Raw genomic sequence first — 23,157 nt, forward strand, 5'->3', positions numbered from 1 at the left:
CGATTAACGAGTCCGAAAAAATGAGAATCGAAATCTAGTATAACCCGAATAAGCATTACGGATACGACCAAGCACGAGAGAAGGAGGAACCGTCATTGAAAAAGCAGCCGAAGGAATATTCGGTTCCCGCCATCGATAAAACGGTAGCCATTCTGAACGCGGTGGCCGATCGTCAGCTATCGATACAAGACATTCATACGACGCTTAACGTTCCGAAATCGACCGCTTTCGTCATTCTCAACGCGCTGGAGCAATATTCGCTTATCCAGAAAACGCCGGAAGGCAAATACAGGCTAGGTCACGGGGTGCTGCGTTGGGGGATCGGCTATATGAAGTCGATGGATCTCGTGACGATCGCCCGGCCGCACTTGGAGAGTTTGATAGCGGATACGCCATTCACGGCTCATCTGGCCGTATCGGAGAAAGATAAGCCGGTGTATGTGGATAAAGTGGAAGGAAACGGGTTCGTCCGCTTCGCCACCAATATCGGACAAATCCAGCCGCTGCATATGTCCGGCGTAGGGAAAGCGATCGCGTCGGGCATGTCGGACGAGGAAATCGCCGTCCTGCTGACGGCGGAGCTGGAGGATGCCCCGGATAAGCTCGGGCGGACGCTGGAAAAACTGATGGAAGACGTCCGCTATGTGCGCAAATACGGGTATTCGATCGAGGACGAGGAATTCGAAGAGGGCATCCGCTGTATCGGAGCGCCGATCCGCAACGAGAACGGGCACGTGTTCGCTTCGATCAGCATCACGTCCTTGAATAAAGATTTGCCCGCCACGAAATTTCAGCAGGTCGGGGAGGCGGTCCGGGATACGGCCGACCGCATATCCGCGGAGCTCGGGTATATGCAGCAGCAGACGATGCCGAAAGGGGAATTGCCGAGACATGGGAACGGGCGATAACAAGGAAACCGGCGCAATCGGGAAACAAACCGGCGACGGCGATCAAGAAAAGCTTCGCGGAGCGAAATATTTTCAGGATCCGGGCTTTTGGGGATTTATCCACCGGTCTTTTACGAAATCGATGGGGTATACGGACGAGGATTTGCGCAAGCCGGTCATCGGGATCGCCAACACGTTCAGCGAGCTGAACAAATGCCATTCCAACTTCAACGAGCTGGTCGACTACGTGAAGCGGGGAGTGTGGCAGGCCGGCGGCTTGCCGATGGAATTTCCGACGATCTCCATCGGTGAGCCGTACGTGAAGCCGACTACGATGCTGCTTCGCAACCTGATGGCGATGGATACCGAGGAAATGATCAAAGCCCATCCGCTCGACGGCGTCGTTCTCGTAGGCGGCTGCGACAAAACGGTGCCGGCGCAGCTGATGGCCGCGATCAGCGCGAACGTCCCGGCGATCGTCCTGACCGGCGGACCGATGCTCAACGGCAGGCTGAACGGACAGTCTCTGGGGGCCTGTACGGACTGCTACAAATATACGCTCGAGCATAAGGCGGGCAACATTACGGACAAAGAGCTGTCGACGGCTGAAGACGCGATTTGCCGCAGCGACGGACATTGCATGGTAATGGGAACGGCCAGCACGATGGCTTCGATCGCGGAAGCGCTCGGCATGGCGCTGCCCGGCTGTGCGGCGATTCCCGCTCCGGATTCGCGCCGCAAGCATATGGCCGAACGGACGGGCAAGCAAATCGTGGAAGTCGTACGGCAAAACATTCGTCCGCGCGATGTCATTACGCCCAAATCGATCGAGAACGCGATTCGCGTGACGATGGCGAGCGGCGGCTCGACCAATGCGATCATCCATCTGGTCGCCATCGCGGGCAGGCTCGGCTACAAGCTGGAGCTGGAAACGTTCGACAAGCTCGCGGCCGATACGCCGTTCCTGCTCAACCTGAAGCCGTCTGGCAAATATATGATGGAAGAATATTTCGAAGCGGGCGGCGTTCCGTCGCTTATGAAAGAGCTGGAATCGAAGCTGCATACGGATTGCCTGACCGTGACCGGCGGAACTGTCGCGGATAATCTTCGCGGAGTATATACGATCAATTCCGACGTGATCGCATCGCTCGATCGTCCGCTTGCGGAACAGGGAGGCATCGCCGTCCTTCGCGGGAACTTGTCCCCGAACGGCGCGCTGATCAAGCAGACAGCCGTTTCTCCTCATCTGAAGAAGCATCGCGGCAAGGCGGTCGTCTTCCACTCGCCGGCCGATTTGGAGGCGCGCATCGACGATCCGGATTTGGACGTGGACGAGAACAGCGTGCTGGTGCTTATAAATGCCGGGCCGAAAGGCGCTCCGGCCATGCCGGAAATCGGGCAAATCCCGATTCCGCAGAAGCTGCTGCTGAAGGGAGTCCGCGATATGGTGCGCATCTCCGACGCGCGGATCAGCGGGACGTCCTACGGCGCTCTCATCGTGCATACCGCCCCGGAAGCCGCGATCGGCGGTCCGCTGGCGCTCGTCCGCGACGGCGACGAGATCGAGCTGGACATCGAGGAGCGCAAGCTGCAGCTGCATGTAGACGATTCGACGCTCGAGCTGAGGAGAAAGGATTGGAAGCCGGCCGAGCCCGCTTACGACCGCGGATACGGCTTGCTGTTTCTGGAGCACGTGCTGCAGGCGGACGAAGGCTGCGATTTCGATTTCTTGCTTCCCAAGGAGCTGCGCGAAGCGCGCAAGAAAGGCGGGAATGACCAATGATCTTCGATTGCCATACGCATCTGTTTTTGCCGGGACAAGTAGGCGGAGAATGGAAAGCGGCGGCCAAACGGGCGTGGAACGTCGACGACGTGATCGCCACCGAGGAGCAGCACCGCGAAAGCGTAAAAGGGTTCGACGGAGCGATCGTGCTGGCGTTCGATGCCCCGGCTGTCGGGGCGCACGTGCCGAATGAAGATGTCGCACGTTATTGCGCCACGGCGCCGGGCAAGCTGTTCGGCTTCGCCAGCGTCGATCCGAACCGGCCGAACGCCGCGCGTCTGCTGGAAGAGGCCATATCCGAGTACAAGCTTGTCGGATTGAAGCTCGGTCCGATTTACCAAAACTTTTACCCGAACGACAAGCAGCATTACGCGTTCTATGCCAAGGCGAGCGAATTGAAGCTGCCGATCATGTGGCACCAAGGCACGTCTTTCATTCCGGAAGGCTATTTGGACGCTTCCCGACCGGTCGAGCTCGATCCGATAGCCCGCACGTTCCCGGACTTGAAGATGATTATCGCCCATATGGGTCATCCGTGGATCGACGAATGCATCTCGGTCGTCCGCAAAAATCCGAACGTCTACATGGATATGTCCGCACTCGGCTCCCGCCCGTGGCAGTTCTACAACGCGCTTGTCTCGGCGATGGAATACGGCGTGACGCATAAAATTTTGTTCGGCTCGGACTTCCCGTTTTTCACGACGCAGCAAACGATCGATTTGTTCCGCAACGTGAACCAGTTCGCCAAAGGAACGACTTTGCCGCAAATTCCCGATCAGGTGATCGAGGACATTATTCACCGCAATACGCCAGAAATTTTGGGGCTCGTATAACCCCGATGGGACGGAGTTGATTCCTATGACGTTGAAGGTAGGTATCGTCGGAGCGCGGGGGCTGAGCAATTTGCTCGGCTTCCGGGCTATTCCCGACGTTGAAGTAACGGCGCTGTGCGATTTGCACGAAGGCTTGCTGAAGGAGCAGGCGGAGAAGTTCCATATTTCTAGCACGTACCGGATTTACGAGGATATGCTGGAATCGGACATCGATGCGGTCGTCATCTCGACGCCGATGCAGCTGCACGTCCAGCAGACGATCCAAGCGCTGGAGGCGGGCAAGCACGTCATGTGCGAAGTGACGGCCGGCGTTACGATGGACGAGCTATGGTGGCTGAAGGAAGCGGTCGAGAAGCATAGCGACAAGGTGTTCATGTTCGCCGAGAACTATTGCTACATTCCTACGAACCAGCTTATCGCGAATATGGTGAACCAAGGCTTGTTCGGCGAAGTGTATTTCGGCGAAGGCGAGTATATCCATGATGTCAAGCATCTGGCATACGGCTACAACCGCCGCGTACCCGGCGAGAAGGCCGCATCGGGCAAAACGTCGTGGCGCAATTATTGGCAGTTCGGCAAGCGGGGCAACTTTTATCCGACTCACAGCTTGGGACCGGTCATGCAATGGTTCAAGGGCGACCGGATCAAGTCGATTTCCACCTTCGCCACCGGCTGGCATACCGCTCCGCAATTCCGCCAGGAGGATACGTCGGTCACGATGTGCCAGATGGAGAGCGGCAAGCTGATCAAGCTGAGACTGGACTGTATGTCGAACCGTCCGCATAACGGCGCTTACTACACGCTGCAAGGGACGAAGGGCTGCTATGAGGCTCCCAGAGGACTGGGCGATCAGCACAAAATATATTTCCATACGGACGGCGAAGATCCGAACAAGGCAAAATGGCGGCCGCTCAGCGACTTCAACGACCTGCTGCCGGAACGGTACCGCAACGTCACGGAAGAGCAGCGCAGTGCCGGTCATTGGGGCGGCGACTACTTCATCGTGCAGGACTTCGTCGATTCGATCCGGAACGGCACGAAGCCGCCGATCGACGTATACGACGCTTGCGAGTGGACGGCGGTAGGACTGCTGTCCGAGCTGTCGGTCACGAACGGCGGCAAAGTGATGGACGTACCGGATTTCCGCAAAACCAGCACTTATAAGGAACAAATTATCCGGCTGTAACAGGCAACACCCGGCATCGTCATGCCGCCCGGCTGCAGGCACATGGGTCCCTCCATGTGCCTTGCGGCATTGGAAGCGGACTATTGTATACCACGGTGGCAATTGTGAACCTTACTTGTGTTCTGCGAAACAATGCGATCTCGCGCGCTCCCAGCCAAACACTATTGACCGGGGCGCGGATGGGATTTATACTGAAGCCCCGTAATAAGTAATCGCTTACATGATCCGTTTGTCGGTGAGACCGTTCCGATATCGAAGGAGTGACGGCAGTGAGGTTGCTGAACAAAATGAATAGCGTATTTTACCGGCTGTTTTTTTCTTACGCGGCTTTGCTGCTTGTGACGACAACTGCCGTAGGGATGACCTCGTACGTTTTTTTCACATCCAGCCTCAATGCGGAGGTGGAGAAGGTGCATTCCCGCATGCTGAGCCATACGGCCGATCAATTGTCGGGCAATGTGCTCGGCAAGGCGCAAAAGCTGATGCTGGAACTCGCTACGCGGCCGGACGTGCTCTATTTTTTCAATAATCCGATACCGGGCAATTACGCCAAAACGAAAAGCATTTCCGACGACCTGCTGGGCATCGCCTCGATGTACCCGGACATCGTCGATTCGGTTGCCGTCTATTACCGGGAAGGGAATGCCGTCATTTCCTCGAAGCAGGGAGTCGCTTTCCTGGACAGCGTGCCGGGCAAGGTGGCGGTCAGCACCGAATGGATCGAGCGGATGGACCGGGCGGGCGTCCCGACGCTATGGATCGAGACGCGCAACGTTCCGGTCAACGTAAGCTCGGGAGGCAGCGGCGCCGATTTGGTGACGCTCGTCGGCTCGTATCCGTACAACTCGACCGGAGAGAAGGCGAAAGGGTATTATGCCGTAAATTTGCGGGCGGAAGCATTCACCGATATGATCCGTTCGTCCGACGAGACGGACCGGGGACAGCAATGGATTGTCGATCGGGAAGGCCATACGGTCGCGGTCGGCAACGACCGGACGGAGGTGTTGGCCGATTCCGGCGCGGGCGTGCTGCGCGAGATCGCCATGTCCGGACGGGACACGGAAAGCTTGAACCGCACATTGAACGGCGTCGATTTCCTCCTGACCTACCGTACGCTGCCCTATAACAGCTGGAAGCTGGTGCAGGCGACGCCAGTGGACGATTACAACAAAAACGCCACGGCGATCCAACGGACGCTGCTGCTCGTCTGCTTGGCCGCGATCGTGCTCGGGCTCATCATATCCCAGGTGCTTACTCTCAACATGTACAGTCCTCTGAGATCTCTTCTGCGAACCGTAAAAGGATTGTTCGGGCCGACCGATCCGATCGGGGGCAAGGACGAGAACGAATACAAGCTGATCGACCGGGCCGTGGCCAACCTTTCGGAGAAAATGAGCGAGCTCGAGATGACGGTACGGGAAAATGTGCCGATTATCCGTCACAATCTCGTCTCCGGCTTACTGAATCGCAATATGACGAATGCGGGGGAGCTGGCCGAGCGGCTGCGCTTCCTCCATATGAGCTGGCCCGAGCCGGCCTGCTGCGCGTTGATCGTCGGGCTGGACGATCTTATGCTGAACGGGCTGAGCGAAGAGGACAAGCAGATCGTCATCTATAATCTCGTCAGGGAGCTGGAGCGGACGGATGGCGTCTCGGCGCAATGTACGGCGATCTCCACGTCCGCAACGGAAATATCCGCGATCGTTCACTCGACGGAACGGAATGAGTCGCTGCTGGCGGGCATGCTGGAGAAGCTGTTCGCCTACTCCGAGGAGCATTTCCGGCTGCAGCCTGCGGCGGCGTGGGGAGGCTGGGTCGAGGATCCGCTCCGGCTGCACGAATCTTATGCCCAGGCGAAGGCCGGCTGGAGCTACCGATACTTTATGCCCGACCGTCGGCTTTTTCCGCATTCGGAATGCTCGGTCAGGGAGAAGAGCCGGGAGGAGGTTCCGGAGGCGCTGCAGGAAGCTTTCGCAGAAGCATTGCGAAGCCGCAGTCCGGAGCTGGTCCGGCAATCGGTGAACGAGCTTGTGGCGAGAATGGAGCGGGACTGTTTGTCCGCGGACTATTGCCACGAGAAATGGAAGCAATGGGTGAACGCGTACCGCCAATATGTGAAGGATATGAACCTGAAGTCGTCCGATGTGGTCGATGCCGAATCGCTCGAACGGTTCCAGCGCATTTCGGATATCCGCGATTTTCGCGAATGGCTGCTGGATGCCGCCCTGCAAACGTTCCGATACGTGGAGGAACGGGCGCGCAGCAGGGGGAGCGAATCGGTCGAGCGGGTCAAATCGTTCGTCGAGGCGAATCTGGGTCAAGATTTGAGCCTGCAGGTCGTCTCGGAACGCGTAAGCCTGCATCCGCGATACTTGAGTCAGCTGTTCAAGGAAGAAACCGGCGTCAACTTTGTCGATTACGTCAACAGACGCAGGCTGGAGGCGGCCGCGCAGCTGATCAAGAAGTCCGAGCTGAACGTGGAGCAAATCGCCGGCAGCGTCGGCTTCAACACCCCGGCGTATTTTATCAAGAAGTTCAAGGAAGCGTACGGCGTTACCCCCAAGACGTACAAAATCAATTACACGACTTCCAACCAGCAATAGCAGCAGTCCAATCCAAATAAGACGTGTCCGGCGGTCCGATCGGCTAAAACCGCGCCGGTACACGTTTTTTTCTGCATCGGCACAATCCTTGTACAATCTGGAGTTTTTTTGAAGAGGCGGGTGAAACGTGCAGTTGTCAATAGAGGAACTGTCTTCCGTTATTGTTCCAGTTTCCGTTACAGGCTTGAAGTTAACGGAGCCGCCTTCCGCTATCTCGAGCTTTCGCGATGAAAATGGGAGCGAGCTGCGGAATAGCGGAACGGTTTTCCCTTATTTTGCAAACAGCAGGGGGACTCGGGGCAATAGCATACGCCAGTTCCGCTATTTTGCGGAACCACAGCCACTGCGAGCGTCGGCGAAGGCAGCCAGCTATCGCCGATCATGCGGTACATGCACAACTGTACGCGAATGATGCCGCCGCAGTTTTTTTCATCAAATGCAAATCGTTTAGACGGGAAAATGCGCCAAATCTTGAACCTGTTCTATAATCTGCGCTATTTGGTATTGTCGGTTTTCCCGCCTCTCTGTATCGTAATGGCATGGCGAGACACACATAACCGAACAGAAAGGAGCGCTTTGCAAATGAATCGTCCCCTCGATCCGAAAGCGTTTGCAGGACAACCTGCAGCTACGGGGACCGGTATGCACAACCGGTTTTTGAAATCGTTCGGCGGCTACTGGAAATACAAATATTTGACCCTGCTGTTCATTCCGGCCGCCGTATACTATTTCATCTTTCATTACGTGCCGATTTACGGCGTGCTGATCGCCTTCAAGGATTACAAGTTCAGTCTGGGCATTATGGGTAGTCCATGGGTCGGCCTCGAGCATTTCCGCGATTTATTCGCGCTGGGCAGCTTTTGGCAAGTGTTCCGGAATACGGTGACGATCAGCTTCTACAAGCTGGCGTTCGGGTTTCCCGCGCCGATCCTGTTCGCGCTGCTGCTCAATGAAATCCGGCTTTCCTTCTTTAAGAAAGCGGTGCAGACGATCAGCTATTTCCCCCACTTCCTGTCGTGGGTCGTCCTGGGAGGGCTGGCCATCCAGTTTTTGTCCCCGTCGATCGGACCGGTCAACATTATTATGCAAGCGCTGGGCTTCAAGCCGATTTTTTTCCTGGGGAGCACCGAATGGTTCCGCTCCGTACTAGTCGTCACGGACATATGGAAGGAGCTCGGCTGGGGAACGATCGTCTACCTGGCGGCGATTACGGGAGTCAATCCGGAGCTGCACGAGGCGGCGACCGTCGATGGAGCCAACCGGTACCACCGGATGCGCTTTATCACCTTGCCGGCCATGGCGCCGGTCATTACGGTCATGCTCATTTTCGCCGTAGGCCGGCTCGTGAACGACGACTTCGATCAAGTATTCAATCTGTACAACAATGCCGTCATGGAAGTCGGCGACGTGCTCAGCACGTATACGTACCGGGCGGGGCTTGTGAACATGCAGTACAGCTTCTCGACCGCGGTCGGATTGTTCAAAAATATTATCGCCTTCGCGCTCGTGCTGACGGCGAACGCCTTGGCCAAGAAGTTCAACGAATACGGCTTATGGTAGCCGCAAGCCGGTTAGAAAGCGGGGGACAGCCTTGAAGCTTCACAGAGGACATATTTTCGACGTCATCAACGCCGTCTTCATGATCGCGTTTTGCGCCACCACGATCTTTCCGTTCCTGCACTTGCTCTCTTTGTCGCTAAGTACGGGGAACGTGCCTCTGACGCAAATCCATTTGATCCCGCCCGAGTTCACCTGGGCCAATTACAAAAAAGTGCTGACGAACGAATTCGTGCTCAGCGGCTTTGTCAACACGCTGACCCGAACGATATTGGGAACCGCGCTATCGCTCGCCGCAACCGTATTCGCCGCTTATCCGCTCGCGAAACGCTATTTCCCGCACCGTTCGTTCTGGACCGCCTTTATCGTCTTTACGATGTTTTTCAGCGGCGGACTCATTCCGAACTATTTGCTGGTGAAAAATCTCGGCCTGATGAACAGCGTATGGGCGCTTGTTCTGCCTGGCTTGGTCAGCGCATTCTCGCTAGTCATCGCGCGCAATTTCTTCATGGCGATTCCCGAGAGCCTGGAGGAGTCGGGCAAAATCGACGGGGCCAACGACATCGTGATCCTGTTCCGCATCGTCATTCCGATTTCGATGCCGATTATCGCCACGCTGTCGCTATGGATGGCGGTAGGCCATTGGAACGCCTGGTTCGACAGCCTGATCTATATGACCGATGCCAACAATCAGGTGCTGCAGGTCGTCATGCGGAGAATCGTGCTGCTCGGCACCAAGGATATGATGGATCTGAACTCGTTCGACGATCCGAACCTGGTTGTCAATCCGGAAACGATCAAAGCCGCCACGCTGATGGTTACGATTATTCCGATCGTCATGTTTTATCCGTTCCTGCAAAAATATTTCGTCAAAGGCGTACTTGTCGGTTCACTGAAAGGTTGATCGAGCAACGAACGGGTTAAACGCGGGGCCGAGTCCGGGTCGGCGACCGCGTTCATGCCATAGATCAGACACGCACAAACTATAGAACTAACGGGAGGTCCGACTACAATGAGAAAAGGATTCAAACCGCGCTTTGCCGTTACGATTTCCGCTTCGCTGCTGCTTGCTATGGCAGCTGCCGGCTGCGGAACGAAAGAGAAAGAGGCGACAGGCGGGAATTCGGGCGACGCCGTCCCGAAGGCGGACAAAACGTATACCGTTTCATGGGTATCCGGCCAATCGACGCCGGTGGACGCGAATGCCAAAATGATCAAATATTGGGGCGAGAAGCTCAACGTGAAGTTCGATATATGGAATATCGAATCGAAAAATTTTACCGAAATGATGAACCTCAAGTTCGCTTCCGGCGAAATTCCCGACCGGATGGTCGTTAACGGCTTCTCCACCCTTCAGCAGTATGTCAATCAGGATCTGCTCGCGGAAATTCCGCTCGATATGCTGAAGAAATACGCGCCGAACGTATATGCGAAAACCGAGAAGGAAATGCCGAACGCCTTCGAATACGCCAAGGTTAACGGCAAAATTTACGGCATTCCGAAGCTCGTCATGTACGATCGCTTCCGCAGTCCGATCGTCTGGAGAGGCGACTGGCTGAAAAACGTCGGCATCGAGAAGCCGCCGGAAACGATCGAGGATTTCGAGAAAACGATCTACAAGCTGGCGAACGAGGATCCGGACAAGAACGGCAAGAAGGACACGTACGGCCTGTCCGCTTCCTCGCTGCCGCTCGTCTACGGGGCGTTCGGTTATTTGCCGGACCGCTGGAGCCAGAAGGGCGACAAGCTCGTCTACGGCGCCGTGCAGCCGGAAATGAAGGATGCGCTGCAGCTGCTGAATAAATGGTACAAAGCCGGCGTAATCGATCCCGAGTTTATTACCGGCGAGAATACGGGCGGATATTGGGCGCTGTCGCACGCGTTCATCAACGGACGGATCGGCTTGACGAGCCTCGGCGCGTTCTACCACTGGAAGCCGCTGCTGTTCGACGGAGATACCGCGTCCCACGATTACGTCGAGATGAAGAAGGTCAATGCGCAAGCGGCCGATGCGCTCGTTCACGGCCAGCCGCCGAAAGGCCCGAATGGCAAAATGGGCGCTCCGCAGGGCAGCATGCTGAACGGAAATTTCATCTCGTTCGGCAAGCCGCTCGAGAAAGATCCGGAGAAGCTGGCGAAGGTGCTGCAAATTATCGATTCGATCAGCGCTTCCTCTTATGAAAGCTATGTAACGGCAATGTTCGGCATCGAAGGGCAAGACTGGTCTTTCGACGCGGACAAAGTGCCGCTGCTGAAAAACAATTTGTCCACCCAGGATCTGGAGAAAATGGGCGCCAACAACGTCATGGAATCGCTGGAGCTGCCGGAATTCTCCTCGATCTCGATGTCGAAACGGAACAAATGGGCGTCCGACAACGGCTATGAGAAGGGCGGCATCCGCAATCAATTGCTGACAGCGCTTCCGTCCCAAGCCAAATTCCAGACGGAGCTGCAGAAGATGCAGGATCAGACGTTCATCTCGATCATTACGGGGGACAAGCCGATCTCCGAATTCGACGAGTTCGTCAAAAAATGGAAAACGGGCGGCGGCGAACAGATGGAAAAGGAAGCGAGCGAATGGTTCGCCAAGCTGAAGAAATAAATGGTCCGGAGCGGTGCGTCCGCATCGGGCTAACGGGACGAAGATTCCGGAGTTGAATAAACCTCCACGCCGCCGGCTTTTTCCGGCGGCGTGGAGGTTTTATTCGTGGCGAGCTATCGTCTTGTTCGTGTCGCTCCAATAAGGGCGGCTTGAACCCCGTATTTAGCGCAATCAGATCAGCAGCACGATGGCGAGCAAATCGAACAGCACGAGCGGCAATATGAAGGGGGCGAAGAAGGTCGTGCCGACCTTGCCTTTCCGTCTGCGCGTCTTCTGCAAGTGCACGTGCGTACCGGTCACCTTGACGATTTTGCCGATATGCGTTTTTCCCGATTTCGTTCTGATCTTGACCCGCCGATTGAGCATGGCACGAGCCGTTTTATAAAATTCCGCCATGTTGTACACCTCCCGTCTGCTACTACCGTATGCGGGTCGCAGAAGATCGTGAGGGCTTGCCGTCGTATATTTGGGGCCGAGCGTCTCCATGATGCGTCCGCCCGCCTGATAATAGCGGAAGCCAGCGTGGAGGAATCGGGTATCAGGGCTGCTGCAGCCGGATTTCCAACGAAAGCAGCTTGTCGGTTTTGTCGATCTCGTAGACGAGAACGATGGAACGATCGGGGAACGGGACTGTCATGCCGAACAGCATTGGCCGTTGAGCGTCGGTTTGCTGCCGCTCCTGCGCGCTGGCGCCGCCGTTTCCGGCTGGCGCCTGCTCTGCCGGCGGGGACAAGCTTTGCGTCTCATGACCGTTCTGGACGCCCGCCTTTGTCATATATCCGAGCATTTCCGCCATTCCGGCCGGCTCGTACAGCTTGCGCAAATAGTCCGTCCATTGCCGCTCGGTCCAATCCGGCGCCGTAATTTGCGCGTTGCCGGCTCCGATCGCCTGAAGCTGCTTCTTGACCATGGCTCCGTCCGCTTCCTGCAGGGCCGCGGCCAACTGGACGAACAGCCGTTTCGGTCCGACGCCGATGTGCTCGTTTTTCGATTGGACCATGGCGAAAACATCTTCCTTGCTCCATTCGGATGCAAACCAGTACGTGTCGAAATCGCCGGGATTTACTTTGCTTGCGCGCGGTACGAAGAAACGACCGTCGGCGGATACGCGAAAGAGAGAGCCGGCCTCGAACCGCGACGGATATTGCATGATGAACACGTGGCGTCCGTCTCCGCTTACGGTCATTTCCAGCGACATCGGTTCTCTTGCTTTATCTTTCAAAGCCAATATCGAAGCGGCTCCATCTCGGCTCGAATAGTAGAAGGAGCCGTCCTCGCTTCGCTCGCGGACGAGCCGGTATACGATCGTCTGCTCCATCGGCACGTTTACGACGCGGATGGCGGAGCTGTTGCCCGAGCGGGTCACGTTCTCTTGGGAAACGTCCCAGTACACGGTAGCGGTACCGCGCAGCTCGCTATAAGAGCGTCCATCGGACATGTCCGGCATGGCGATTCGAATCCGATACGGATTCGGCTGCCATTCGTACGTATTGTACGTTTGATCCGACGCATACATTGCGTCGGAGAAGCCGGATTGAAAAGAAACGCCGCTTAATTCCGTCTTGTCGCCCTTCATCACCCGGTCCGCGGCTCGAATCGGATAGCCTGCGGAAAAATAAACTCCGACAACCGGGACGACAAATAGTAATGCAATCGCGGTCATCGTTTGCAATCGGCTGACCGGAATCGTCTCGGTCCTCATCCGTACGGCGGCCCCGTTCTCTTTGTTCATCTTTTCGTGGAGCCTTCTCATGAATTCTCCGATCATCAGCGTTCCGACGGTGCTGTACAAAAGCATGCATAGGTAATAATCGAGAGGTTTGTCCAGCGTTCCGACAATGCTGACGATTGCGGTAAGGAACAGCGCAAGCAGGGCGAAAGGCACCATCGACCGGAAATGGGCGCGAAAGATCGAAGGTCCGGCCGAGATCGCTTCTGACAACGAATAGTCGCGCAGCACGATCAAATACGGCACGAGGGAATAGAAGAAACCGAGCAAAAAAACGGCGGCTCCGATCGGCCACGCCCACATGGCCAGCATCATGCCGGCAAAGGCAACGGCGGCGTACAGTACAGACCAGCCCAGCATCCGCTTGAAATAACGCCTTCCGTATTCACGCAGCGGCGACGGACGCTCTTGCAGGACCGCGCTTCGCAGTCCGCCCAAATATACGGCTCTCGCGTAGCTCTGCACCGCGATAACGGCGGCTGAGACCGCGATTGTCCGCCAGACCGATACCGCGCCTCCGTAAGGCAGGTAGGAGAACGGTACTTTCAAATCTTGAATGGAAGGCATCCATAACGGAATCGTCCCGTGAATACCGGACTGTACCGGCAATTGCGTATTGCCGAGCAGAAAAATCGGATGAATCGCAAAGCCGAAGTATACGCCGAGGCCTACCATGGCCGTTAGAAACACGTCGGTCAGCATGACCAGCAAGATCAATTTGGGATACAAGCGGCACCCTCCATTTCGTTTATATCTCTATGTAGAAGGAGACGCCTTTTAGGCTTGAATAGTTTCGAAAAAAAACAAATTGACATATGTATTGTCTTTTGTGGATGAGGTTGGAAATCGTTCGCATAAAAAAGGAGGCGCCGCTCATTCGGAGCGGTCGCCTCTTTGTATTCGAGCTCAGGATGCGGCCTGCGCGCCCGAAGACGGGCGAATTATGTCCGCAGCGTCTGTGCGGCCTTTTTGCTCGCGGCATTCAGCTTATAGTTGGACAAGGCGACGCCGAGAAGGATGAGCACGCCTCCGGCGATTTGCGCGGGCCGGATCGGATCGCCCAGCACGAAATAGGCGACGACGATGGCAACGAAAGGAGGAATATTCATAAACATCGAGCTGGTGGAAGCGCCGACGGCGGAAATGCCCTGATTCCACCAGAAGCCGGCCAGTCCTTGGCCGAATATGGCGGCAGCGGCCAATATGATCCACATCGTCGCGTGCGCGCTCACGTGCAGATGACCTTGAATGCCTTCCATCACGGCGGCCGGGGTCATCAGGATCGTCCCGATTACGGTCGCCAATATCGTAATGTCGTAGGAAGCCATGCTTCTCGTCAAACGCCGTATAAACAGCAAGCTGACCGACAAGGCGAGCATCGCGAGCAGCAAGTAGACGTCGCCGTGGGAGATGCCGAGCGCTTTGCCGCCGAACAGCACGATAAGAGCCACGCCCGCCAGAGCGATAAGCGAGCCCGCCAATTTGTAGACGGTGATCGATTCGCCGAGGAACAGCCTCGCGAGAAAGATGGTGGCTACGGGAGACAATGCGATGATGAGAGACGCATTCCCGGCTGTAGAGCCTTGCAGGCCTGTAAAATAAAAGAACTGGTTCAACAGCGTCCCGAAAAATCCGGCGAAGATGAGCAGGGCGATGTCCCGGCCCGTCGGCCGTTTCATTTTGCCCCCTATAACCCCGACCGTAATCAAAAACAATGAGGTCAGAAGCAGCCGCGAATACGATAAAAAGATAGGGGAAAAATCCCTCAGCAAATAAGCGCTCGCCACATAGTTGAAGCCCCATAGCAGCGATACGCCGAGCAGGCGGAACAATACGATTCGATCTTTCAATGCCGCAGCCTCCATGATGGTCATAGATTAATCCTACCAGTATAAGGCCGGTACATGAAAAACGTCAACGCGGTACGTACCCGATTTTAAGCCGAATTTGTGCGATATCGGTCTGAAAAACGTCGTTTAAACGCTATCAAACGGTTATTTCATGACCGCAACCATTTGGTATACCGGCCTCTTGTCGCCGGCGAGACGGAATTGTTCCGTCTGCAATTGGGACGAGCCGTCCCCGTCCAGGAAAATGCCTTCGACGAGCTTGCGGTCGCCCAACTGCTCCATAATGGCTGAACGGAATTGCTCTGCCGTACAGCGGGTCGGGGAAACGATCATATACAGCCGGTTATGGCTGTCGTAGACGAGCCCGGTACGCATATGTCCGTTATCGTAGCCAGGCATTTCCTGGGCGATCATCTCGTTCCGCCAGCCCGCTTTATCGCCGAGACTCATGCTGACGCCGCCTTGCGCCCAATAGTGCCGCTTGTCCGTTACGACAAGCTCGTCCGCTTCCGTCACGATCTGCACCGAGAAACGGTTGACGTTTTCGTCCCACACGAGCGTTCCGCGCTTCAGGTGGTTGTTGATGCCGGTGTTGTACCAGCCCGAGCCGTAATCGCCCGGTGCTCCTTTCAAGGGGCGGTCGTTGACGACGGCGATGCTCAGCAGTGAGCCTTCCCAAAAGAAGCCTCCGTTAACGCCGTAATAGGGGGTTTCGGTAACGTTGGCGTCAATCGTCCGGAGTCGGATACGGTCCGGGGTCGTTTGAATCGCATGCAGCTCGACGCCGTTCGAGCCTATGAATTTGTCATAGCGGTAATGATCGGTGATATCGGTTTTGTCCGGTATTACGATCGGGAATACGAGCAGCAGAGCGACCAGGGTTATGGCGGCGGCTATAGCAAATTTCTTTGAAATACGCGGCGGACGAAGACGTACGACGATTATCCGCACAGTGTCACTCCTCGCAATGGGGATGGGCTTGATAGTATAGTATACTAGTTATTGCCAGAATCATGCAGCATAGCGATAATTTTTTGAAAGAATCGTAGGCTTATAGATCCGTTAAAGGGGGCAAGCAGTGGAGTATCATATAATAGAGGAACTATATTCCGTTATTGTCCAGAATCCCGTTTCACTCTTGAAGATAACGGAACAGGCTTCCGTTATCTGGATGTTTCGGGGTGGAAATGGTCGTGAACAGCTGAAATAACGTAACGGTTTTCCGTTATTTTGCAATCAGCACAAGTATTCGGATCAATAGCATACTTCTGTTCCGCTATTTGCTGGATTCGCGGTCCCGCAAGGCGTCGGCAAAAGCAGCCCGCCTTCACCGATCATGCGGTACATGCACTCCTGGACGCCAATTATGCGGCCGCAAAAAAAGACGGCCAATAATGGACGCCTTTCTTCGTTCTATGACGACGAACCGCCGATGCACTTAACCGGCCGAAACGCTGACCATTTGCCTGGTCGAGACGTTAAGGCGATTCCAGAGATTGGCCGTGGCGATTCCGGCGATAATAGTGGCCAGCGCCTGCTCATCATAGTGTCGGGCTGCCTCGCTATAGATCTCGTCCGTCACCGGGTCTATCCGGTCGCTCAGTCGGGTGGCCGCCTCGCTGAGCGCGAGGACAGCGCGTTCGCCGTCGCTGAAGTGCGGCGTTTCACGCCATGCCGCTACGGCCAGAAGCCGCTCTGCCGTTTCGCCTGCCGCCAAGGCATTGCGCGAATGAAGTTCAACGCAGACGCTGTCTCCATTAATCTGGCTTGCCCGAAGATAGGCAAGGAAGAGTGTCCGGCTCGGAACGCCGGTTTTCTCTGCGGACGCGAACAGGGCTTTGCCCAGTGCTTGCAAGGCTTGGATCGCTTCGGGCACGATCATTGCGGGACTATTCATTCTTGAATGCATGGTAAACACTCCTTCACAGTTCTGATCGGAGCCGATCATCCGGCCCTTCACTACGATGACGGATTGAACCTCAGCAATGTGACAAGTCTGCGAGAGATGCGGATATATGAAACAAGCGCAGTTTTTTTGTCACATCGGTTGATTTTGGTTCGTCAATACTTATAGAGACTAAATTTATACAAAGAAGGAATTCGAATGATAATAATCGAACACGAATGGTTGGCGGAGCAATTCGAAGCGCACCGGAAACACCTGCAGGCGGTGGCTTATCGGATGCTTGGATCATTGAGCGAGGCGGAGGATGCGGTACAGGAGTCTTGGCTGCGTCTCAGCCGTTCGAATACGGGCCCTGTCGAGAACCTGGGAGGCTGGCTGACCACTGTTGTCTCGCGGGTGTGCCTCGATATGCTGCGGTCTCGAAAATCAAGACGCGAGGAATCGATAGAAGCGCACTTGCCCGAGACGCTCGAGAGCCATGAGGGGATCGACCCCGAACGGGAGGCACTGCTGGCTGAACATGTCGGACTCGCGCTGCTGGTCGTACTCGGCAATCTGAATCCTGCGGAACGCATCACCTTCGTGCTGCACGATATATTTTCCGTACCCTTCACCGAGATTGCCCCAATTGTGGGCAAATCGGAGGCCGCATCAAGACAGCTTGCGAGCCGCGCACGCCGCCGGGTGCGGGGGGCGGGGACGGCGCCTGAAGCCGGGCTTGCCGGTCAAAGAGAGATTGTCGATGCTTTCCTTGCCGCGGCGCGGTCCGGCGATTTCGACACTCTGGTGACGGCGCTCGACCCGGATGTTTTGCTTCGGGACGATCGCGAGACACAAGACTCCAGAGAGACTCGAGGCGCAATGGCTCTGGCCAAGCAAGTATCGGGACGTGCACAGGCTGCGCAGTCAGCTCTCGTGAACGGATCGGTAGGAGCCATCGTGGCTCCTCGGGGAAGCTTGCTCTATGTACTTCGATTTACTATGAAGCAAGGGAAGATCGTCGAGATCGACTTGATCTCCGACCGCGAACGCATAGGTCGGCTCGATCTCGCGGTTTTGGACGGTTGACCCCGCAGGGAGATAGGAACATATCCTTTTCCATACAAATACCGATTTAACTTCACTCTCCATATGATTTATAATAAGATCGGGACTTTTCGTTCATTCTAATAGAAAGGGTCATCGATCATGGACAAGCTTAAGCTGTGGATGAAAGCGTCCCGGTTTCGCGTATTGCCGGTGATGGTCGTTCCGGTCGTACTGGGCGGCTTGGGCGCGTATGCATGGGACGGCGCGTTTCGTCCGGTTTTATTTCTTATCACGCTGCTGGGAGCGGCTTGCGTCCATTTGTTTTCCAATATGATCAACGATTTGTGGGATTTCCGAAATGGCGTCGATATTGCCGCGAAAGAAACGGCGGCGGCCATTTCCACGAATTCCGGCTTTTTGGCGAACGGGGTCATGTCGGAGAAGAAATTCGGAATGGTGACGTGGGCGTTTTTCTTTATTGCGCTACTATGCGGAATTGCGGTCAGCTTATATAGCGGATGGTGGCCTCTCGTTATCGGCGGTCTCGGCGGCTTGATCGCCTATTTCTATGTCGCTCCTCCGCTGAAATTCGGTTATCGGGGAAAAGGCTACAGCGAAATCGCGATCGTGCTCTCATTCGGCATTTTACCCGTAATGGGTACTTATTATGTGCAGGTCGAACAGTTCGGCTACCGTCCGCTGATGCTGTCGCTTCCGGTCGGATTGCTGACGACTCTGATTTTGTTCAATCATCATTTCCTGCATTGGAAAGCCGACCGTCAATCGGGCAAGCGCACGCTCGTCGTCGTATGGGGGGAGAAAAAAGCGTTGGCGTTCTCGCGCCTGTTGGCGGTACTGGCGTACGTGTCCCTGATCGCTTGCGCCGCGCTGCGGGTGCTGCCTTGGTATGCGTTGCTTGCGGCGTTCACGGCTATTCCGCTGTTCCGCGTATACGGCAATTTGAAGGACGAGAACGATTCGCGGGCTTACTTGCCTTTAATGGGCGCTTCCCTGCAAGCTTCGATCCGCTGCGGCGGACTGATGGCGCTCGCCCTGCTGCTGCAAGGGTTGCTGCACTAAACTATTCCGACCGAAGAGGTGGCTGACATGGAAATGCAAAAAACGTTCGGAGACTTCCATACGATATTGTCCGAAGGAGAAGTTTGGAAAATTGGCGGCTTTCCGCTGCAGGACGGAACGTTCTGGTCCTATCGCGAGCCCGACGCGGTAGTCATCGTCCGCAACGGCATGCTGTATGTCAGAGCTCCGCTCAGCCGGAAGCATGACAAAGTCCAAATATTGGACAACGCGAAGCATATGTACTACTCGGTAGAGCAAGTAGAGGTGCCGGAGACGGGAGAAGTCAGCTTCGAGCTGCAAATCCGCGCCCGCACGCAAAATACGGCGCCCGGCGATTTGTACGACGGCTATGTTTCGCTCAACCTGCTCGATTTCTCCACGGGCGCCGCGCTCGATTTCTTCGCTGGCAACGACAAGTATGCCAGCGTTTATGCGGTGCTGCCTTTCCCGGGGGTGCAGGTTCCGCCTTCGGACAAAACGCGTTATTTTTGCATTTTTAAAGAAGAGACGAACTTCAACGCCCGGGAATTCAACACATACAACATTACGTATAACCGGGGCGAGGACGAAGTCGTATTTTTCGTAAACGGGGAAGAGGTTCGTCGGGAGCGCAATGTGCCGATCAAATTCAACCGGTTCACGATCGCTCTCGGCATTATGACGGAGAAAGATTTGACGCCGGAAGGAAGCGTATCGGTTCACGGGCAAACCGTCATTGCCGAATATTCTCCGGTTATGGTAACGATCAAGGAGTAGCGTCGGCTTATTGTATCGTTAGACAGCTTGCTTATAATTTCAACGGAACCGCTGAGGCAGCCCTTGCCTTGGCGTTTTTTTTGCCCGCAGATCAATATTTCCTCGATGTATAAAACTATGAAGAGGATTCCGACGCTTGATAAAAGGGTTCTCGCCAAAACGGCGGGGGAAGCGGCCTTGTCCGGTTGGAGACGACAATACTGAACTTCCGCGAGGCTCCTACCAATACCCCCTTTTCCCGTAACGGATCGTTCGAATAGTTATGCTATGACGCAGATATAGAACCGCGGTCCGGACAAGGGGAGAATACAATTGAACAAAATGATGAAGACCGTTGCTAGCGGCACCCGCGCCAGCAGCGGGCAGGCAAAGAAAAAGCGGAGGCAGCCGCCGCGTCTCCGCACGTATTGGCGGCTCTTGCTGAGCGTTGCCCTATTGGCCGTGATTCTCTCGGTCGCCGCTATCGCGCTATGGATTCGTTCCCTCGATATCGGGAAGCTGGCGGACCCGCCGCTGGCGCCGACACAGCTGATGGACCGGAACGGCAAGGCGGCATCGGAGGTGTCCTCTTCCAAAATCGTCCCCGTCAAGCTGGAGCAAATCCCGCTTCATCTGCGCCAAGCCATTGTCGCGGTGGAGGACAGGCGCTATTACGAGCATTCGGGAGTGGACGGCCTCGGCATCGCGCGCGCCTTGTTCCGCAACTTGAAGCAAGGTGGGGTGGCGGAAGGCGGCAGTACGATCACGCAGCAGCTTGCCAAGAACATGTTTTTGACACATGAGCAGACTCTATCGCGCAAGCTGACTGAAGCGGCCTATGCGTACAAAATCGAGCAGACCTACGACAAAGACCGCATCCTGGAAACGTATTTGAATCAGATTTATTTCGGCGAAGGCCAATGGGGCATCCAACAAGCGGCCAAAACGTATTTCGGCAAAGACGTCGAGAAGCTTACGCTCGGCGAAAGCGCGATGCTCGCCGCCTTGCCGAAAGCGCCAAGCCATTATTCGCCGTACAAAAATATGGAAAAAGCGCTCGATAGGCGCAATCTCGTGCTCGGTCTCATGCTCGAGGAAGGCTATATTACCGACGCCGAATATCGCGGAGCGGTCGTGGAGCCGATCGTGGTGAGCGATGGCGGCAATGAGTCGCTGCGTGGCCAGTACGCTTATTACCTCGATCAGGTGATAGAGGAGGCAATCGAACGTTACGGCTTTACGGAGCGCCAGCTGTTGGGCGGGGGATTGCGCATATTCACGGAGCTGGATCCGACCGTTCAATCTTCTATGGAAGCGGCGTACGGCAACGACGCCCTGTTTCCGGCGAGTGCTCCGGATCAGCTGATGCAGAGCGGCGCCGTCATTCTAGATCCGTATACGGGCGGAGTGCGGGGCATAGTCGGGGGCAGGGGAAAGCACGTATACCGCGGCTTTAACCATGCGACCGATCTGAAGCGGCAGCCTGGATCCTCGTTCAAGCCGCTTATCGTATACGCGCCTGCGATCGAGAAAGGCTACGGTCCGACGTCCAGACTGTATGATGGCCCCCTGAACATTAACGGCTACAAGCCGACGGATTGGGACAAAAGAACGCGTGGCGAGGTGTCGCTGAAGGAAGCGGTCATCCGTTCGTGGAATATTCCCGCCGTCTGGCTGCTGAACGAGATCGGGCTGCAAACGGGCAAAGTGTTCGTCCAGAAGCTGGGCATTCCGCTCGCCAAAGGGGATGACAATCTGGCTCTGGCGCTCGGCGGGATGGAGGAAGGCGTTTCCCCGCTGCAAATGGCCCAAGCGTACGGTATGTTTCCGAACCTTGGCGTTATGATGCCGGCGCATACGATCGTCAAAATTACGGCAGCCGACGGTCGCGTTTTGGCCGAAGCGAAACCGGAGCCCGTGACGGTCATGTCGCCGACCGGAGCGTACGCGATGACCGGCCTGCTGCAGGACGTCATAAGGGAAGGAACCGGGGGGAATGCCGCCATGAGCCGTCCGGTGGCCGGCAAGACGGGAACGACCCAACTGCCGGCAACGAAGGAATTCGAAGGTATCGGCGACGGCTCCAAGGACGCGTGGTTCGTCGGCTATACGCCGGAGCTGGTCGGGGCTGTATGGATCGGATATGACCAGACGGACCGCAACCACTATTTGTCCACTTCGGGCGGTTACAACCCGGCGCTGGTGTTCAAAGAAATGATGAGTACGGCGCTCCGGGACGTTCCGGCCGTTTCGTTCAAGCAGCCGCCTCAAGTCGGCAAGAGCGACACCATCATCGCTCCCGGCAAAGGTAAAGGCGACGACAAAAAGGAACCTCCCGGGCAAGCGAAGAAAAACAACGACAAAGAAGAGGAGAAGCGCAAGGAGGAGAAGAAAAAGGAGCAGGAGCGGGAGAAGAAAGAAAAAGAGAAAGAGAAAGAAAAATCGAAAGGCCGCCATAATAACGATGACGGTGATGATTGACCGCTTCATGTGAAAACGATGGAACTAAAAACGCTCCTCCGGCAGCTATGCCCGGGGGAGCGTTTTCGTTGAGCGGATCGTTTGCCTTGGCGTTTCTCACTTTGTAGACTTTCCCAACAGAGCTGCCGATAATCTTTGCATGGACAATAGCCTATTCAGTCCTCGTCGAAATCCTCCATGAATTCGTCCAGACTGCGCGCCGCCTTGCTCTGGTTGCATAGGTTGCAGGCGCATACGCAATTGGCCGGCGTCGTATGGCCGCCCTTGGCGCGTGGCAGCAAATGATCGATCGTATCGCCGTATTCGCCGCAAAAGTGGCACGTATGCCGGTCGCGCATCAAAATATACCGGCGAAACGTTTTATTGTTGTATATGCGGCGGATCGTGTGGCGGTTGACGACGACCGCCGCGTGTTCGCGAACGAGCGTAACCGCCGTCTCCAAATCGGTTTCCTGATGCCAGCGGCGCCCTTTGTCCGTCCTTCCGCGCATCCGGACGATGCCTTGGCGGGTCGGCCTCAATATCGAAGCGTCGGGGCCCTCGGGTCTGGGCGGAAGCTCGGGCAGCGGCCGTTTGACTCGCCGCTTCGGGACTTCGGCCAGCTCCGTCGGCGACGATGCTTCCGGGGAAGGCGGGAGCGGAGCCGTCTCGCCTTCCTCCCCGACGATCGACCGCTCCGCCTCCTTTTTGCGGTTGCGGCAATCGCGGCACGCCCCGCGTCGCGACGATTTGCCCGACCTTTTGCCCGTTCGCCGCAAAAACTCGGTTACCGGCTTCGATTGCCCGCAATGCGCGCAAAGCTTCGTATCGGGGTCTTTTTTATTTTCTGTCGGACTATTTTGTTCCATAACCGGTTCCGGGCCCATCCATATACACCTCAAGTATAGTTTGCATCA

The 23,157-nt window shown here is 55.9% G+C and carries 18 protein-coding genes; 12 read left to right on the plus strand and 6 right to left on the minus strand.

The genetic code is table 11. The features are described from left to right. Positions 1-95 precede the first annotated feature (95 nt). The 8 genes from FE784_RS22985 to FE784_RS23020 all read left to right on the plus strand — a co-directional run bounded on the left by FE784_RS22985 (position 96) and on the right by FE784_RS23020 (position 11,451). Positions 96-908, plus strand: coding sequence for an IclR family transcriptional regulator (locus FE784_RS22985; protein WP_139604590.1), 813 nt, complete (start codon positions 96-98; stop codon positions 906-908). Further along, on the plus strand, positions 892-2,670 hold the full coding sequence (locus FE784_RS22990; protein WP_139604592.1) for an IlvD/Edd family dehydratase: 1,779 nt from the start codon (positions 892-894) through the stop codon (positions 2,668-2,670). The genes FE784_RS22985 and FE784_RS22990 overlap by 17 nt, the downstream gene beginning before the upstream one ends. Continuing rightward, positions 2,667-3,503, plus strand: coding sequence for an amidohydrolase family protein (locus tag FE784_RS22995; RefSeq protein WP_139604594.1), 837 nt, complete (start codon positions 2,667-2,669; stop codon positions 3,501-3,503). The genes FE784_RS22990 and FE784_RS22995 overlap by 4 nt, the downstream gene beginning before the upstream one ends. A gap of 25 nt (positions 3,504-3,528) precedes the next feature. Beyond that, positions 3,529-4,689, plus strand: a complete 1,161-nt coding sequence (locus FE784_RS23000) for a Gfo/Idh/MocA family protein (protein ID WP_139604595.1) — start codon at positions 3,529-3,531, stop codon at positions 4,687-4,689. Between the two features lie 269 nt (positions 4,690-4,958). Next, on the plus strand, positions 4,959-7,292 hold the full coding sequence (locus FE784_RS23005) for a helix-turn-helix domain-containing protein (protein WP_139604597.1): 2,334 nt from the start codon (positions 4,959-4,961) through the stop codon (positions 7,290-7,292). Positions 7,293-7,874: 582 nt separating this feature from the next. After that, a complete protein-coding gene (locus tag FE784_RS23010; protein ID WP_246132140.1) occupies positions 7,875-8,852 on the plus strand; it encodes an ABC transporter permease in 978 nt (325 codons plus the stop codon). Positions 8,853-8,883: 31 nt separating this feature from the next. Further along, positions 8,884-9,753 carry a carbohydrate ABC transporter permease gene (locus tag FE784_RS23015; RefSeq protein ID WP_246132141.1) on the plus strand — a complete coding sequence of 290 codons (870 nt, stop codon included), beginning with the start codon at positions 8,884-8,886 and terminating at the stop codon, positions 9,751-9,753. Positions 9,754-9,861: 108 nt separating this feature from the next. Next, a complete protein-coding gene (locus FE784_RS23020) occupies positions 9,862-11,451 on the plus strand; it encodes an extracellular solute-binding protein (RefSeq protein ID WP_139604598.1) in 1,590 nt (529 codons plus the stop codon). Positions 11,452-11,622: 171 nt separating this feature from the next. Here FE784_RS23020 and FE784_RS23025 read toward each other — a convergent pair whose 3' ends face one another. The 5 genes from FE784_RS23025 to FE784_RS23045 all read right to left on the minus strand — a co-directional run bounded on the left by FE784_RS23025 (position 11,623) and on the right by FE784_RS23045 (position 16,939). Further along, positions 11,623-11,847, minus strand: a complete 225-nt coding sequence (locus FE784_RS23025) for a hypothetical protein (protein WP_139604599.1) — start codon at positions 11,845-11,847, stop codon at positions 11,623-11,625. A gap of 142 nt (positions 11,848-11,989) precedes the next feature. Continuing rightward, on the minus strand, positions 11,990-13,909 hold the full coding sequence (locus FE784_RS23030) for a hypothetical protein (protein WP_139604601.1): 1,920 nt from the start codon (positions 13,907-13,909) through the stop codon (positions 11,990-11,992). Between the two features lie 212 nt (positions 13,910-14,121). After that, positions 14,122-15,030, minus strand: coding sequence for a DMT family transporter (locus FE784_RS23035; RefSeq protein ID WP_176706449.1), 909 nt, complete (start codon positions 15,028-15,030; stop codon positions 14,122-14,124). Positions 15,031-15,174: 144 nt separating this feature from the next. Further along, positions 15,175-15,981: a phosphodiester glycosidase family protein gene (locus FE784_RS23040; RefSeq protein WP_246132142.1), complete on the minus strand. Its 807-nt coding sequence runs from the start codon at positions 15,979-15,981 to the stop codon at positions 15,175-15,177. Between the two features lie 487 nt (positions 15,982-16,468). Then, complete coding sequence (locus FE784_RS23045; RefSeq protein WP_139604604.1) at positions 16,469-16,939, minus strand: carboxymuconolactone decarboxylase family protein; 471 nt, start codon at positions 16,937-16,939, stop codon at positions 16,469-16,471. A gap of 201 nt (positions 16,940-17,140) precedes the next feature. Between FE784_RS23045 and FE784_RS23050 the strand changes: the two genes are divergently transcribed. The 4 genes from FE784_RS23050 (at position 17,141) to FE784_RS23065 (ending at position 22,261) form a co-directional block, all read left to right on the plus strand. Further along, the gene (locus tag FE784_RS23050) at positions 17,141-18,004 is read left to right on the plus strand and encodes a sigma-70 family RNA polymerase sigma factor (RefSeq protein ID WP_139604643.1); all 864 of its coding nucleotides are present in this window, start codon (positions 17,141-17,143) and stop codon (positions 18,002-18,004) included. A gap of 120 nt (positions 18,005-18,124) precedes the next feature. Beyond that, positions 18,125-19,045, plus strand: a complete 921-nt coding sequence (locus FE784_RS23055; RefSeq protein ID WP_139604608.1) for a prenyltransferase — start codon at positions 18,125-18,127, stop codon at positions 19,043-19,045. A 27-nt stretch (positions 19,046-19,072) separates the two neighbouring features. Then, positions 19,073-19,801, plus strand: a complete 729-nt coding sequence (locus tag FE784_RS23060) for a DUF6081 family protein (protein WP_139604609.1) — start codon at positions 19,073-19,075, stop codon at positions 19,799-19,801. A 321-nt stretch (positions 19,802-20,122) separates the two neighbouring features. Next, on the plus strand, positions 20,123-22,261 hold the full coding sequence (locus FE784_RS23065) for a transglycosylase domain-containing protein (RefSeq protein ID WP_139604644.1): 2,139 nt from the start codon (positions 20,123-20,125) through the stop codon (positions 22,259-22,261). Between the two features lie 155 nt (positions 22,262-22,416). Here FE784_RS23065 and FE784_RS23070 read toward each other — a convergent pair whose 3' ends face one another. Continuing rightward, positions 22,417-23,127, minus strand: a complete 711-nt coding sequence (locus tag FE784_RS23070; RefSeq protein WP_139604610.1) for an HNH endonuclease — start codon at positions 23,125-23,127, stop codon at positions 22,417-22,419. Between the last annotated feature and the right edge of the window lie 30 nt (positions 23,128-23,157).

The sequence above is a fragment of the Paenibacillus hemerocallicola genome (assembly GCF_006265175.1).
Lineage (GTDB): Bacteria > Bacillota > Bacilli > Paenibacillales > NBRC-103111 > Paenibacillus_AB > Paenibacillus_AB hemerocallicola.